The sequence below is a fragment of the Paucibacter soli genome (assembly GCF_037482845.1).
GTDB lineage: Bacteria > Pseudomonadota > Gammaproteobacteria > Burkholderiales > Burkholderiaceae_C > Paucibacter_B > Paucibacter_B soli.
Window position 1 is genome coordinate 712565 of sequence record NZ_JBBHJW010000002.1, and the last position, 14114, is coordinate 726678.

Genomic DNA, 14114 nt, shown 5'->3' on the forward strand with positions numbered 1-14114 from the left:
TGTTCAACGGAGGTGAAAACGATGAATTCGATGCAGCGTGCCGCCACGGCCATGGCCGTGAGCCTGTTCCTGAGCGCCTGTGGAGGCGGTGACGACCGGGATCCCCTGCCTACCCTGGATGGTCAGCAGCCGCTGGTGGTGGGCCACCGCGGCGCCTCGGGCTATCTGCCCGAAGAGACGCTGGAGGCCTATGCGCTGGCGATCGAGCAGGGCGCCGATGTGGTGGAGCCCGACCTGGTCTCCACCAAGGACGGCGTGCTGATCGCAAGACATGACCCCAACCTGGCCTACAGCACCGATGTGGCCAGCCATCCCGAGTTCGCCGCACGCAAGAGAACCATGGCGGTGGACGGCGAGCTGCAGGAGGGCTGGTTCGCCAGCGACTTCACGCTCGCCGAGATCAAGACCTTGGGCGGCCTGATCACCGACGCCGAGCGCCCGCAGGGCAACAACGGCAAATTCAAGCTCATCAGTTTTCAGGAGCTGATCGACCTGGTGAAGGCCAAGAGCCGCGAAAAGGGGCGCAGCATCGCGGTCTATCCCGAGACCAAGAACCCCAGCTTCCACCGCGAGCTCGGCCTGCCGTTGGAAGACAAGCTGATCGCGACGCTGGACGCCGCCGGCTGGAATGCCAAGGATGCGCCGGTGTTCGTGCAGAGCTTCGAGCCCGGCAGCCTGAAGTACCTGAGGAGCAAGGGGCTGAAGACGCGCCTGATCCAGCTCATCGACGCCGACGACGTGGACCTCAAGACCGGCAAGCTGACCTATGCCGCGCCCTACGACCGCCCCTACGACTGGTTCAAGGCCGGCGACAAGCGCCTGTTCAGCGACATGGTCACGCCCGCAGGCCTGGCCGAGATCAAGACTTACGCGGACGGCATCGGCCCCTGGAAGCCCTATATCGTGCCGGTCAAGGGCGTGCTGAACGCCGATGGCTCGCTGAAGGACCAGAACGGCGACGGCAAGACCAACTGGGCCGACGCCAACACGCAGGCGCCCACCAGCCTGATCGCCGACGCGCACAAGGCCGGCCTGTTCGTGCATGCCTACACCTTTCGCAACGAGAAGCGCCGCCTGGCCTTCGATTACGGCGGCGATCCGCAGAAGGAGTACCTGCAGTTCTATCGCCTGGGGCTCGACGGCCTGTTCTCGGACTTCCCCGACACCGCCCTGGCCGCGCGTGCCGCCTATTTGAAGGAGATGGGCCGCTGATCCGGGCCGCGCTACGATGCGCGCATGAGCGCTAGCAAAAACATTCTCTTCGGCTTCCACGCCGTCACGGTGCGGCTCAAGACCGCCGCCGCTTCCATCTCCGAAATCCATATCGACCAGGGGCGCCGCGACCAGCGCATGCGCCAGTTCGTCGAACGCTGCAAGGAGGCGGGCGTGAAGCTGGTGGAGAGCGACGACGAGCGCCTGCACAAGCTCTGCGGCACGCACCGCCACCAGGGCGTGGTGGCGCGCGCGAGCGCGCTGCAACAGCTGCACTCGCTGGACGATGTGCTGGACCAGGTGGAAGCTGCGGAAACTGCCCCGCTGGTGCTGGTGCTGGACGGCGTGACCGACCCGCACAATCTCGGCGCATGCCTGCGCGTGGCCGATGGTGCGGGCGCGCATGCGGTGGTGGCGCCCAAGGACCATGCGGTGGGGCTGAACGCCACCGTGGCCAAGGTGGCCAGCGGTGCGGCCGAAACCGTGCCCTATCTGATGGTCACGAACCTGGCGCGCACGCTGAACGAGCTGAAGGAGCGCAATATCTGGGTGATCGGCACCTCCGACCAGGCCCAGAAGTCCATCTACGAGCTGGACCTCAAGGGCCCGGTGGCCCTGGTTCTGGGTGCGGAGGGCGAGGGCATGCGCGCGCTTACCGCCAAGACCTGCGACGAACTGGTGCGCATCCCCATGCAGGGTGCGGTGGAAAGCCTCAACGTCTCGGTAGCGGCAGGGGTTTGCCTCTACGAGGCGCTGCGCCAGCGACGATAATTCTGACCATCCAGTCAAAATTACAGGGCATACCCATCATGGCCGTCATCGAAGTCCACCACCCCCTCGTCAAGCACAAGATCGGCCTGATGCGCGAGGCCGACATCTCGACCAAGAAGTTCCGCGAACTGACCGGCGAGGTGGCGCGCCTCCTGGCCTACGAGGCCACGGCCGACTTCCCGCTCGAGAAGACCACCATAGACTGCTGGAGCGGCCCGACCGAGATCGACCAGATCGCCGGCCGCAAGGTCACCGTGGTGCCCATCCTGCGTGCCGGCCTGGGCATGCTGGATGGCGTGCTGGACATGATGCCCAATGCCAAGGTCAGCGTGGTGGGCCTGGCGCGCGACCACGAGACGCTCAAGCCGGTCAACTATTTCGACCGCTTCGTCGGCCAACTGGACGAACGCACCGCCCTCATCATCGACCCCATGCTGGCCACCGCCGGCTCGATGATCGCGACCATCGAGCTGCTCAAGGCACGCGGTTGCAAGGACATCCGTGCCCTCGTGCTGGTGGCCGCGCCCGAGGGCGTGAAGGCGCTGAACGAGGCCCATCCCGAGGTGCGCTGCTGGACCGCCGCGATCGACAGCCATCTCAACGAGCATGGCTACATCATCCCGGGGCTGGGTGACGCCGGCGACAAAATATTCGGAACGAAGGAATGATTTGAAGGCCCAGTGGGCCTCCAAATCGTTCCTTCGACGTTCGTTCCTTCGAAGTTCTTCCTTCTTTCGAAGTTAAACCCACCCCGCCGCCCCCGCCACCCCGCCCGCGGCCACCATCCACACCAGGCCGAGCTTGGTGCGCAGGGTGAGCGTTAGCGTGATGGCCATCAGGATCAGCGTGGCCAGCCGATGTTCGGGCGCCGCCACATAGGGTGCAGCCAGCAGCCAGCCGGTGGCCACGATCAGCCCCAGCGTCAGCGGCGCCATGCCTTGCGTGAAGGCGCGTATGCCGCGCGCTTGCTGGTGCTCGCGCGCCCAGCGCGTGGCCGCCAGCACCAGGGTGGTGGAGGGCAGCATGATGCCGGCCATGGCCGCGGCGGCACCGGCTGGGCCGGCCACATTCCAGCCCAGCACCGCGACGAACAGGATGTTGGGCCCGGGGGCGGCCTGCGCCAGCGCGATCGAGCCGGTGAAATCGGTGTCGGACAGCCAATGCTGCTGGCCCACCAGATAGCGGTGCATCTCGGGCGCGGTGCTGATGGCGCCGCCGATCGAGAGCAGCGAAAGGCTCAGGAAGTGCAGGAACAGCGCCAGCAGGTCGGGCGGCGTGGTCATGCCATCAGTCCTTTTCGCCCACGCGTTGCCAGGCCAGCGCCATGCCCAGGCCGCCGACCAGCAGCACCACCCAGATCAGCGGCAGGCGCAAGAGCGCGATCGCGGCAAAGCCCAGCGCCGCCAGGCCGAGGCTGAGCCTGCGGCCCAGCACATTGCTCTTCAAGCCGCCCATCAGCTTGAGCCCGGTGGCCAGGATCAGGCCGGCTGCCACTGCACCCATGCCGCGCAATGCGCCGGCCACCATGGGCTGGTGCAGGAACTGGCCGGTCAGGGCGGCCAGTCCCAGCACGATCGCGCAGGGCAGCACGAACATGCCGGCCAGGGCGGTGAAGGCGCCGCGCAGGCCGAAGAAGCGGTCGCCGATCATCAGCGAGATGTTCACCACATTGGGGCCGGGCAGCACCTGGGCCACCGCCAGCACCTCGAGGAATTCGGCCCGGCTGAGCCAGCCCAGCCGGTCCACCAACTCGCGCTGCGCCACCGCCAGCACGCCGCCAAAGCCCTGCAGGGCCAGCCGGTTGAAGGCGAGGTAGAGCGCCCAGAGATCCCGTGGCGCGGGCCGATCGGGCATCGTCAGCGCAGCACCTTCAGGGCGTCGGGGTTGACGATATGGCTGGGCTCGCCCTTGATGAAGTTGAGCACATTGTCAAAGGCGGCGTCGAAGTAGAGCTCGTAGCTGTCCTGCTCCACATAGCCGATATGCGGCGTGCAGACGGCATTCTCCAGGCGCAGCAGCGGGTGGCCCTGCAGGATGGGCTCGCTCTCGAACACGTCCACCGCCGCCATGCCTGGGCGCCCACGGTTGAGCGCCGAGACCAGGGCGCCGTCGGCCACCAGCTCGGCGCGCGAGGTGTTGACGAATAGCGCCGTGGGCTTCATGCGCGCCAGATCCTCTGGCGTGATCAGGCCGCGCGTGGCGTCCACCAGGCGCAGGTGCAGACTCAGCACATCGCAGCGCTCGAAAAAGCTCTCGCGGCTCTCGGCCACGGCAAAGCCGTCCAATGCGGCGCGCGCACGCGAGGTTTCGCTGCCCCAGATGATCACCTGCATGCCGAAGGCGCGGCCATAGCCGGCCACCAGCTGGCCTATCCGGCCGAAGCCCCATACCCCCAGGGTCTTGCCCAGCAGCACCATGCCAACGCCGAAATTGGGCGGCATCGAGGCAGCCTTGAGGCCGGCCTGTTGCCAGGCCCCATGCTTGAGATTGCCGATGTACTGCGGCAGCCGCCGCATCGAGGCCATGATGAGGGCCCAGGTGAGTTCGGCCGGCGCCACCGGCGAGCCCACGCCTTCGGCCACCGCGATGCCCAGCTTGGTGCAGGCCTCCACATCGACATGCGGGCCGACCCTTCCGGTCTGGGCGATCAGCTTGAGGCGCGGCAGCTTTTCCAGCAGCTGACGCGGAAACTGGGTGCGCTCACGTATCAGCACCAGCACATCGGCATCGCGCAGGCGCACCGACAACTGGCCTATGCCCTTCACCGTGTTGGTGAAGACCTTGGCATTGAGCGCGTCGAGCTTGGTCGCGCAGCGGAGCTTGCGCACCGCGTCCTGGTAGTCGTCGAGAATGATGATGTTCATGGCTTGCGCCTGGGATTGTGCCTTGTGCGCCGGGGCTCTGGCGTCCGGGTCAGCACGCACTTGCGCGAATCTCGTTAGCGTCGTGCACCCGGGATGCCCCCTCAAGCAACCCTCATCAGCATCACTATGCGCAGCGCCAGCAGCCCCGTGTTTGTGAACGCGCAATGGCACGGTGCTGAAGTACCGGGGCGAGGACTTTCTGCGCCACTACGCCATGCCGGCGTGAGTCTGGGCAAGGCCGATTATCTCGGGCCTCAATGAGGCCTGTGCGGCGCTGCCGTGGGCTTGTTGTTGGATGATGGGAAATGCCGGTTCAGCCGTGTCAGGCGCTGCTCGGCCTCCCATTGGCTGTGGCAGCGCGCCACTTGGGTGTAGAGGCCGGCGCGCAAATGCCAGAAATCGCGCAGGCTGCGGCTGCGCATGACGCTGCGCTTGAGTTCCAGCAGGCCCGGTCCATTCGCATCGAGATCGTCCAGACAGGCCAGGAAGGCGGCGCGCAGCGCCGGCAGCTTGGCCTGCAAGCCATCGGTCCTGGCCCAGGGGTCGGCGTCACCGGGCAGCCAGCGCAGCAGGCTTTGCAAGATCGAATCATGCGAGCGCCGCATCGGCGGGTTTGCCGTCGGGCCAGCAAACGCGGTCATGGCTTCGCCCAAGGCATCGGTATCGCTGCGCACCCAACGAGAGAAAAACGCATTGATGATCATGTTCGGAGTTCTTGTGGTGGCGCCACCCTCCTCCGGGTGGGGCTGGGGTCAATTCTGCGCAGGGTCAGGTCTTGCCGATGCGATGAAATGGGCCGCCCGGGCCGCGCAGTACGAGGCCTGATCAGGGAAGTCCCGCATTCAGAAAAAAGCAAAGATGCCCGGCCCGCGGGGTGCAAATCCGGCGCTTCGGCGGCGCGGCGCCGCCTAATATGCGCGCATGAGCTCGAACACCTCACGCACGCGCCTGGTCGTCTATACCGTGTTGACCGGATCCAAGGAGGCGCTGGGCAACCCGCTGGCGCAGTTGCCGCCCGGTGCCAGCTCGGACCTTGACATCGACTTCGTCTGTTTCACCGACAACCGCGCGCTGAGCTCGCCGGTCTGGAGCTTTCGCTATCTGGACCAGCTGCCGCTGCCGCCCGAGAAGGCCTCGCGCCGGCCCAAGGCGATGCCGCATGACTACCTGCCCGAGTGGGAGTACAGCCTCTACATCGACAACATCGTGCTGTTCAAGCGCCTGCCGCAGGCCGCGGACCTGCGCACCGAGCGACCCTATCTGTTCAAGCTCTTCCAGCACCCCACGCGCAACAACCCCCTGCAGGAATCCGAGGCGATCCTGCAGATCGGCTATGAAAAGGCCGAGCGCGTGGCCGCGCAGCTGGACTTCTACGCCAAGCTGATGCCGCTGGAGGAGATCACGCCGCTGAGCACCTGCACGGTGATGCTGCGTCAGCATGGCCACCCGCAGGTCGCGGGCTTCGGGCGCACCTGGTGGGAGCAGATCCTGAACTTCTGCAAGCGCGACCAGATGTCGTTTGACTTCTCGCTCAAGAGCAGCGGCGCCGCGGTGGAGTATTTCCCGGGCACCATGGGCGACAGCGAGCTGGTCTACAAGACCGTGAACATGCATGCCGGCCGGGTGCTGGCCAATTTCGACCCGGTGCGCTATGGCTGGATACATCGCGACGACCCCGAGGCAAGACGTGACCCCCGGGCGCATTATCTGAAGGCTGGCCAGCACACCGGCCGCGACTATGCGGCGCGCTCCGAGCTGCTGGAGTTCCTGGCCTACCGCTATGGCTCCAGCCTGGGCACCCAGGTGGCGCCGCGCCGTCATCTGGCCGCGCCCTTGCAGCAACTGCTGGAGCCGCTGCGCCAGCAGGGGCAGGGCCGCATGCTGATCGTGCGCGTGCTGGCCGAGGGCGAGACCGCCTTCAGCGCCGAGGAGGCCGCACAGGCCGAGGTGGTACTGGCCACTTTTGTGGGTGCCAAGATCGAGGGCGTGCGCCTGGAGCTGACGGCGGCGCAACTGGCCAGCGGCGCGATACGCCTGCAGCCCGACGCGCGCGGCTACGAGCTGCTGATCGTGCTGGGCCTGACCGGCGAGCTGCTGACCCAGGCCTATGCGATGCTGGTGCCGGTGCTCACCACCGCGCGCGGCCTCTTGTGCATGATCGCCTGCACGCCGGCCGCGGTGATGGATGTGGCGCGGGTGGAGCAGGCCCTGCTGCAGCTGCGCGGCAGCTGCGTCACGGGCGTGCAGCAAAGCCTGCACGACAGCCTGGAGCAGCCGCTGCGCAACAGCCTGCTGAGCTTCGAGTGGGGTGGTGGCTGAAGCCTTACTTGACGGCCACCAGATCCTTGCGGATGAAGAGCGCGTTGCCGGCCTGTTCTGGGTAGCCGAAATAGACGTCGTTGAGCGTGAAGCCGACGGCGTCGAGGAAATGGCAGTAGCTCAGAAACGGCACCTGGCCCGCGTAGAGCTCGTTGCGCATCACCTCGGTGTAGATGTATTTGAACTGCGGCAGGCTGCGCGCCGCGCCGCGGAAGATCTGGAACTCCGCGCCCTGGCAGTCCAGGTACATCAGGTCCAGCGCCTGCACCGCGGCCGCACGGCCGTTGGCCTGCACCAGGGCCAGCACATCGTCCACCGTCGACGAGACGACGTTGATGGTGTGGGTGAAATGCACGCCCGGGTTGACCGCCAGATGCGTGCCCGGCGCCAGGATGCTGCTGCTCATGCCGCCATTGCTGGCCACATGAAAGGGATAGGTCTTGCCCGCGGTCTCGGCGCACAGGGTGTTCACCGCGATGTAGTTGGGCACCAGGCTGCAGTTCTTGGCCAGGTTGGCGAAGGGCTCGGGCAGGGGCTCGACGAAGACGCCCGCGCGGATGCCGTTCTCGGCAAACTCGCGCAGCTCCTGGCCGTAGCTGGCGCCCAGTTGCAGCACGCCGATGGGGGCGGGCAGGCCCAGTTCGCGCAGGCGCGGGAAGAGCGAAAACGTCATGGTGGTGATGCTCCTAGAACCAGATCCGCAGCGGGACCTGGTCGTGCACGATCTGTGCCTTCAGCCTTGCCTCGAGTTCGCGGTAGATCGCGCCCTTGGGCTCGGCCATGTACTGCGAGTGGAACTCGATGTATGCGGCGTCCAGCAGCTTGTGCGCGCCGCGCTCGATCAGGTCGGGCAGCACCTCGTACTCGCCGCCCTCGATGTCGAGCTTGAGCACCACGCTGGGGTAGCGCGCGCGCGCGTCCGCTATCAGCTGGGCCAGCGAGAAGCAGGGCACATCAAGCGCGCTGGCGGCGTTGGCGGCGTAGTACTTGCTGTTGTGATCGGCCAGCATCGAGCCGCCCTGCGAGGTCGGGTCCTGCTCCAAGCCGAAGAACTGCACCACGCCGACCTTGGTGCCGGCGGCCTGCTTGAGCAGCTCGATGCGACCCTGGCCCGCCGCCACGATGCGCTCCAGCGCCGGCCAGCAGTTGGGGTTGGGCTCGATCAGCACATAGTCGAAATCCTGTGGCAGGAAGTAGCGCGAGAACTGGCCAAAGCCCTGGCCCAGATTGGAGCCGCAGTCGATGAACAGGCCGCGCTGCGGCGTGGCAGCTGCATGCAGGCGCGCGGTGATGGCCCTGGCATCCGCGCCGGCCTGGCGCTCCAGCGCCTGCACATAGTCCTGAAAGCTTGTTGCTGTGGCACTCATGGCTGCGGCCTCCCTTTTACTCAGAAGGCGCGCAGATGCAGGTCGGGCAGCTGCGGCACATTGGGGCGGTCCAGCGGGCCGGGGATGGGCTCGTTGGAATGGCCGTAGAAGCTGGCCGAGCTGATGCGCATCCAGGTCAGCTCCAGCAGGCGCGGGAAGGGCACGCCGCCAATCATCACCATGCCGCCGGCATTGTTGGCGTGCAGATGCACCACGCGGTGCGTCTCGTTGAGTTTGCTGAAGACGCCGAACACGGTGTCGTAGAAGGCGCGGTCGGGCAGTTGGTGGAAGTCGTGGAACTCGCCGGTCAGCACCTCGAAGCGGGCCAGGTCGGCGCTGTCGGCCGCGCTCAGGCAGGACCATTCGGCGCCCTCGGTGTCGAACTTCAGGATCGGGTGGCGCGCCTGGCTCCAGTCCAGCATGCCCACCATGCTCTTCAGCGAGACCAGGGGCGCGCTGTCGCTGGCGCCCCAGCCGAGGCGATGGAACTGGCAGTTGGGGTGGCGGCTCGGGCTCGCCGCTATGGTGTGGTCGAACTGCAGCACGCGTGCGCCCAGGCCGGCCAGTTCGTCGTCGAAGCTGACCTCGTCGCCGATGCCGATCGACAGCACGGTATTGCTGCGGCGCGAGGAGCTGGGCATCACATAACCGCCGTCATGCGGGGCACCGATGCGCACCTTGACGTCGCTGTTCATCTGCCAGGGGCGGATCAGGTTCAGCAGGGCATAGAGGTCGAAGGGTGTCACGGGACGCTCCGCGGGTTTGGGCAGGGGAGGGGGAGGGCTGATGGCTGGCGCCTGCTGCGCATTCTGCCCGCCGAGGAACTGGGTCTGGCCGAACAGCTTGGCGGTGTGCAGAAAGGTCGAATTCGAGGTGCTCATGATGGCCGTCCTAGACAGAATTAGTTGATCGACAAAGCCTTCCACCACCGAGGCGGAGGGGCGCGAGATATTGAAGGGGAACTGGCGGCCGTTGCCGTCCTGGGTCCACTGGTTCCAGCCCGCCTCGGCCACCATCTTCTCGGGGAAGGCGGTCTTGGCGAACACGGCGCAGTTGGGCAGGGTGGCAAAGCGCGCGTTGACCTCGGCATCGTCGGAGCAGACGAAGAAGCGCGTGTTGCTGCCCTGGGCCTGCTTGAAGAGCGCCTGGTCGTCCACGCGGTCGCCGAAGTCGGTCTTGCGGATGTGCAGGCCCACCACCTCGGGGCCGATGCGGTGCTGCTGGCAGAAGTCCAGCGCGCGCTTGGCCGCAGCGGCGTTCGGGCGCAGCTGGGCCAGGGCCTGGCGCAGGTCCTCGAAGCTGGCGAAGCCGGGGATCAGGTTGTTGTAGTAGACGACGCTGCGTCCGCTGGCGAAGTGGCGCGCATAGTCCTCATAGCCCTGGAACTGGCGGTTGATGACCAGGTGCTCGCTGGAGAAGCCGACCTGGTTCTCGTGCATCAAGAGCAGATGCTCGGCCTCGCGCGCCTTGTAATGGTCGATGCCCAGCTCGTCAACCGGTAGCTCGCATTCGAACAGTTCGTGGAAGGCCGCGCCGCACCAGTTGTTGATGGGCCAGGAGATGCGCCAATCACCACCGAACTTGTTGCGCAGCACCAGGGCAAAGGCGAGGGCATTGAAGCGGTTGCTCAAGCCACCGTCGCACAGCACATGATGAACAGTCGTCACGGGGGTCTCCGCGGGTTTGGGAAGGTAGGTGGGCAGCACCTCGGCCCACCACAGCAGCAGCACCGCCAGGTTCCAGGCCTTGAACACCGGCACCGTGCCGGGCTGCTCGTAATACTGCGTGAGGGTGGCGCGCACTGCGTCCAGGTCCATCACCTCGTCCAGGCTGGCGTGGCGCAGCTGCTCGACGGCGCCCAGCAGCCGCTCGCGCAGCGGTGCCAGGAAGAAGGCCGGCGGCACGGTGAAGCCCATCTTGGGGCGTTCCAGCACCGAGCGCGGCAGCTGCGGTTGCATCAGGTCGCGCAGCACTTGCTTGGAGGCGCCGGCCGTGGGAATCTTGAGCTCGCGCGGCAGGCGCGCGGCGAATTCGAACAGCTTCAGGTCCAGGAAGGGGAAACGGCCCTCCAGCGAATGCGCCATCGCAATCTTGTCGGCCTTCATCATCAGGTCTTCGGGCAGCCAGGTGTGCAGCTCGACGTTCTGCATGCCCGAGAGCAGGCTGTCGGCGCGGTCGAAGTGCTGACGGAAGCGCAGATGCTGCAGCGGCAGGGCCTTGTCGCGCAGCCACTGCGAGGCCTCGATATTGTTGGCGCTGCGCTGGAAGAATTCGACGTAAGCCTGGTCGCGCCCCAGGCCCGGCACGGTGGCGAGCTGGTGGTGGCCATAGCCGGCAAACAGCTCGTCGCCGCCTTCGCCCGACAGCACCACGGTGACGTCCTCGCGGATGCGCTGACACAGGCGCGAAAGCGCAAAGCAGGCCGGGTCGGCGATCGGTTCGTCAAGCTCGCGCAGCACCCGGTCCATGCCGCCGCGCAGCTCGTCCTGCGTGATGCACAGCTCCACATAGTCGAGCTCGAAGCGCTGCGCCACATCGCGCGAGAAGGCGAATTCATTCACCTCGGGAAAGCCGATGCTGTAGGCCTTCAGATGCGCGCCGGCCTTGTGCACATAGGCGGCGATGCTGGAGGAATCGAGGCCGCCGGAGAGCAGCACGCCGATCGGCACCTCGCCCATCAGCTGGCCCTTCACCGAGCTGGCCAGCAGCGCGTCCAGCTCTTCCACATAGTCGTGCGCCGGGCGGGTCATGGCCGGTTCGCTGATCTCCAGCTTGGCAAAGGCTTTCAGCTCATGGCGCTGGCCGTTCACAAAACGCAGCAGATGGCCTGCCGGCAGCTTCTCGATGCGCTGGAACAGGGTGCGCGGTGCCAGGTTGTAGCGATAGGCCAGATAGTCCTGCAGGCCGGCGGCATCGGGCGCGAGGTCCAGGCCTTCCAGGCCCAAGAGGCCCTTCAGCTCGGAGGCGAAGGCGATGCATTGCTCGTCCTCGTAGACATAGAGGGGCTTGGCACCGAAACGGTCGCGCGCCAGCACAAAGCTGCCCTCGGCCTCGTTCCAGATGCACAGGCCGAACATGCCGTTGAGCGCGGCAAAGGCGGCGTCGCCCTGGGCCAGCTGGCTGGCCAGCACCACCTCGGTGTCGGTATGGCTCTTGAAGGGGAAGCTGCCTTCCAGGGGCGCGCGCAGTTCCTGCCAGTTGTAGACCTCGCCGTTGTAGACGATGCCGCTTTGGCCATCGGGCGCGTAAAAGGGCTGGTTGCCGCTGCTGGCGCGGTCCACGATGGCCAGGCGCAGGTTCACGAAGGCGGCACGCTCGCTGCGGTGCACGCCGAAGGCGTCCGGGCCGCGATGCTGCATGCTGGCGCGGAAATGCTCGATGGCACGATCGAGGCGAGCGCCGTCGGCGGCTTGCTTCAGCCAGATCCCTGCAATTCCGCACATGCAACAGCTCCCCGGGGCTCACGATGTCCGGCGATTATTGGCGGCGCCGTGGCATTCTTTAGCGCGAACAAGGCCGCGAACACAGGCCAAATCCGCGCCGCCCGGAAGCTCGGAACAGGGCGGGATTGAGGCGGCTAATCGGCGGCCGCGGCGCGGGGTGCGAGGCTACGATTGGCCAACATCGCCGTGGACCCTGCGGGTTCGCGTGCCCCTTGTTTACCTATTGCCGGTGCTTCCGTCATGGACATGTCCCAGCCCGATCTCAAGACCCTGACCGCCTCCGAAGCCCAGGCCGCCGCCAAGGCGGAGCTGATCGCGCGCGCCGGCAAGCCGGGTCAGCTGGGCCTGGCGGAGGTGATGGACGCCGCCAGCGCCTGGCAGCAGGCCGGCCAGCTGGAGCCTGCGGCCCAGCTCTACCAGGCCTGGATCGCCGCCAACGATTCGCCATTGAAGCCCCTGGCCTGCTACAACTGGGGCACCATCCTGGGTGCGCTGCGGCGCGCCGCCGAGGCCGAGCAGGCCTATCTGATGGCGCTGCAGCTCAAGCCCGGCTTTGCCCAGGCACAGCTGAACCTGGGCCACCAGCGCGAGCATCTGGGCTGCATCGACGAGGCGCTGGCCTGCTGGCGCGCGGTGGTGGAGCTGCAAGCCCCGTTCGAGACCATGGGCGTGGATGTGTTGAGCCTGCGCCTGCATGCACTCAACAATATGGCGCGGCTGCTCGAAGAGCAGCGCCGCTATGACGAATCGCAGGCCTGCATGCGCCAGAGCCTGCTACTCAAGGCCGATCAATCCGATGTGCTGCAGCACTATGTGCATATCCGCCAGAAGCAATGCGACTGGCCGGTCTACCAGCCGGTGGGCGAGGTCACGCACAACCAGCTGCTGCGCAGCACCTCCTTGCTGGCCACGCTCAGCGCCAGCGACGATCCGGCCGTGCAGCTGATGATTGCGCAGCGCTTCGTGCACGAGAAGGTGCTGGCCTACAAGGGCCGGCCGCTGCACGAGACGGCCGCCGCCGCCCAGCCGCGCAGCGGCAAGATCAAGATCGGTTATCTCTCGGGCGACCTCTGCATGCATGCGGTGGGGCTTTTGACGCCCGAGCTGTTCGAGCTGCACGACCGCGCGCGCTTCGAGGTCACGGCCTTTTGCTGGAGCCGCGAGGACGGCAGCGCGCAGCGCGCCCGCATCCTCAAGGCCATGGACCGGCATGTGCGCCTGGCCGGCGTGGACGACCAGACGGCCGCGCGCCTGATCGCCGAGGCCGGCATCGACATCCTGGTGGACCTGCAGGGCCTCACCAATGGCGCGCGCCCCAACATCCTGGTGCAGCGGCCCGCGCCCATCCAGGTCAGCTACCTGGGCCTGCCCGCCACCTCGGCGATCCCGGGGGTGGACTGGATCATCGCCGACCGCTTCGCGATGCCCGAGGACTATCTGCCCTACTGCACCGAGAAACCCATCTACCTGCCGCATTGCTACCAGGTCAGCGATCGCCAGCGCCTCATCGGCGCGCGCCCCACGCGTGCCCAGTACGGCCTGCCGGACGATGGCTTTGTGTTCTGCTCCTTCAACAACAACCACAAGTTCAGCGAGGAGATGTTCCGCTGCTGGATGCGGGTGCTGTCGGCGGTGCGGGGCAGCGTGCTGTGGCTGCTGGCCGACAACCCCTGGGCCAAGGCCAATATGCTGCGCGTTGCCGCCGAATACGGCGTGGGCGAGGAGCGCCTGATCTTTGCGCCGCGCGTGGCGCCGCCCGAGTATCTGGCGCGCTTCGTGCTGGCCGACCTGGTGCTGGACACCTTCCCCTACAACGCCGGCACCACCGCCAGCGACTGCCTGTGGATGAACACGCCGATGCTGACGCGCGCCGGCCGCAGCTATATCTCGCGCATGGCCGGCAGCCTGCTGACGAATGTGGGCCTGCCCGACCTGGTGACCTATTCTTTGGCAGAGTACGAGCAGCGCGCCATCCAGATCGGCCAGCAGCCGGCGCGTGCCGCCTCCTACCGGCGCTATCTCGAAGAGCATGGCCATGCCTCGCCGCTGTTCGATATTCCCGGCATGGTGCGCGATCTGGAAGCGCAATTCGAAACCATGGCACTGGCGGCCCGCCAGCGTCAGGGCGGCTGAGCCGC

General features: G+C 66.6%; 12 protein-coding genes. 5 read left to right on the top strand and 7 right to left on the bottom strand.

Annotated elements, in window-relative coordinates:
- Positions 1-21 precede the first annotated feature (21 nt).
- The 3 genes from WG898_RS07965 to upp are packed head-to-tail and all read left to right on the top strand — an operon-like array spanning position 22 to position 2651.
- Positions 22-1212 carry a glycerophosphodiester phosphodiesterase gene (locus WG898_RS07965; RefSeq protein ID WP_339602217.1) on the top strand — a complete coding sequence of 397 codons (1191 nt, stop codon included), beginning with the start codon at positions 22-24 and terminating at the stop codon, positions 1210-1212.
- A gap of 24 nt (positions 1213-1236) precedes the next feature.
- The gene (gene rlmB / locus WG898_RS07970; RefSeq protein ID WP_339602218.1) at positions 1237-1983 is read left to right on the top strand and encodes a 23S rRNA (guanosine(2251)-2'-O)-methyltransferase RlmB; all 747 of its coding nucleotides are present in this window, start codon (positions 1237-1239) and stop codon (positions 1981-1983) included.
- A 38-nt stretch (positions 1984-2021) separates the two neighbouring features.
- A complete protein-coding gene (gene upp, locus WG898_RS07975; protein WP_339602219.1) occupies positions 2022-2651 on the top strand; it encodes a uracil phosphoribosyltransferase in 630 nt (209 codons plus the stop codon).
- 72 nt (positions 2652-2723) lie between these two features.
- Here the strand turns inward: upp and WG898_RS07980 are convergent, their stop codons facing one another.
- From WG898_RS07980 to WG898_RS07995, 4 genes are all read right to left on the bottom strand, one after another.
- Positions 2724-3266 carry a chromate transporter gene (locus WG898_RS07980; protein WP_339602220.1) on the bottom strand — a complete coding sequence of 181 codons (543 nt, stop codon included), beginning with the start codon at positions 3264-3266 and terminating at the stop codon, positions 2724-2726.
- Positions 3267-3270: 4 nt separating this feature from the next.
- Positions 3271-3837 carry a chromate transporter gene (locus WG898_RS07985; protein ID WP_339602221.1) on the bottom strand — a complete coding sequence of 189 codons (567 nt, stop codon included), beginning with the start codon at positions 3835-3837 and terminating at the stop codon, positions 3271-3273.
- 2 nt (positions 3838-3839) lie between these two features.
- Positions 3840-4847 carry a D-2-hydroxyacid dehydrogenase family protein gene (locus tag WG898_RS07990; RefSeq protein WP_339602222.1) on the bottom strand — a complete coding sequence of 336 codons (1008 nt, stop codon included), beginning with the start codon at positions 4845-4847 and terminating at the stop codon, positions 3840-3842.
- A 254-nt stretch (positions 4848-5101) separates the two neighbouring features.
- Positions 5102-5551, bottom strand: a complete 450-nt coding sequence (locus tag WG898_RS07995; protein WP_339602223.1) for a hypothetical protein — start codon at positions 5549-5551, stop codon at positions 5102-5104.
- A 217-nt stretch (positions 5552-5768) separates the two neighbouring features.
- Here WG898_RS07995 and WG898_RS08000 point away from each other — a divergent pair, with 217 nt between their 5' ends.
- Entirely contained in the window at positions 5769-7166 is a 1398-nt protein-coding gene (locus WG898_RS08000) for a glycosyltransferase domain-containing protein (RefSeq protein ID WP_339602224.1), read from the top strand.
- A gap of 4 nt (positions 7167-7170) precedes the next feature.
- Here WG898_RS08000 and WG898_RS08005 read toward each other — a convergent pair whose 3' ends face one another.
- From WG898_RS08005 to asnB, 3 genes are read right to left on the bottom strand one after another with little or no spacing between them, the layout of a single operon-like run.
- The gene (locus WG898_RS08005) at positions 7171-7839 is read right to left on the bottom strand and encodes an FkbM family methyltransferase (protein ID WP_339602225.1); all 669 of its coding nucleotides are present in this window, start codon (positions 7837-7839) and stop codon (positions 7171-7173) included.
- A gap of 13 nt (positions 7840-7852) precedes the next feature.
- A complete protein-coding gene (locus tag WG898_RS08010; protein WP_339602226.1) occupies positions 7853-8533 on the bottom strand; it encodes an FkbM family methyltransferase in 681 nt (226 codons plus the stop codon).
- 20 nt (positions 8534-8553) lie between these two features.
- The gene (gene asnB, locus WG898_RS08015) at positions 8554-11976 is read right to left on the bottom strand and encodes an asparagine synthase (glutamine-hydrolyzing) (protein WP_339602227.1); all 3423 of its coding nucleotides are present in this window, start codon (positions 11974-11976) and stop codon (positions 8554-8556) included.
- Positions 11977-12216: 240 nt separating this feature from the next.
- Here asnB and WG898_RS08020 point away from each other — a divergent pair, with 240 nt between their 5' ends.
- Entirely contained in the window at positions 12217-14109 is a 1893-nt protein-coding gene (locus tag WG898_RS08020; protein ID WP_339602228.1) for an O-linked N-acetylglucosamine transferase, SPINDLY family protein, read from the top strand.
- Positions 14110-14114: the final 5 nt, after the last annotated feature.

What these genes read in the sequence shown, in the direction of transcription:
- WG898_RS07965 (WP_339602217.1), top strand. Translation starts at nt 22, where the DNA reads ATGAATTCGATGCAGCGTGCCGCCACGGCCATGGCCGTGAGCCTGTTC.
- WG898_RS08020 (WP_339602228.1), top strand. Translation starts at nt 12,217, where the DNA reads ATGGACATGTCCCAGCCCGATCTCAAGACCCTGACCGCCTCCGAAGCC.
- asnB (WP_339602227.1), bottom strand. Translation starts at nt 11,976, where the DNA reads ATGTGCGGAATTGCAGGGATCTGGCTGAAGCAAGCCGCCGACGGCGCT.
- WG898_RS08010 (WP_339602226.1), bottom strand. Translation starts at nt 8,533, where the DNA reads ATGAGTGCCACAGCAACAAGCTTTCAGGACTATGTGCAGGCGCTGGAG.
- upp (WP_339602219.1), top strand. Translation starts at nt 2,022, where the DNA reads ATGGCCGTCATCGAAGTCCACCACCCCCTCGTCAAGCACAAGATCGGC.
- WG898_RS07990 (WP_339602222.1), bottom strand. Translation starts at nt 4,847, where the DNA reads ATGAACATCATCATTCTCGACGACTACCAGGACGCGGTGCGCAAGCTC.
- WG898_RS07980 (WP_339602220.1), bottom strand. Translation starts at nt 3,266, where the DNA reads ATGACCACGCCGCCCGACCTGCTGGCGCTGTTCCTGCACTTCCTGAGC.
- rlmB (WP_339602218.1), top strand. Translation starts at nt 1,237, where the DNA reads ATGAGCGCTAGCAAAAACATTCTCTTCGGCTTCCACGCCGTCACGGTG.
- WG898_RS07995 (WP_339602223.1), bottom strand. Translation starts at nt 5,551, where the DNA reads ATGATCATCAATGCGTTTTTCTCTCGTTGGGTGCGCAGCGATACCGAT.
- WG898_RS07985 (WP_339602221.1), bottom strand. Translation starts at nt 3,837, where the DNA reads ATGCCCGATCGGCCCGCGCCACGGGATCTCTGGGCGCTCTACCTCGCC.
- WG898_RS08000 (WP_339602224.1), top strand. Translation starts at nt 5,769, where the DNA reads ATGAGCTCGAACACCTCACGCACGCGCCTGGTCGTCTATACCGTGTTG.
- WG898_RS08005 (WP_339602225.1), bottom strand. Translation starts at nt 7,839, where the DNA reads ATGACGTTTTCGCTCTTCCCGCGCCTGCGCGAACTGGGCCTGCCCGCC.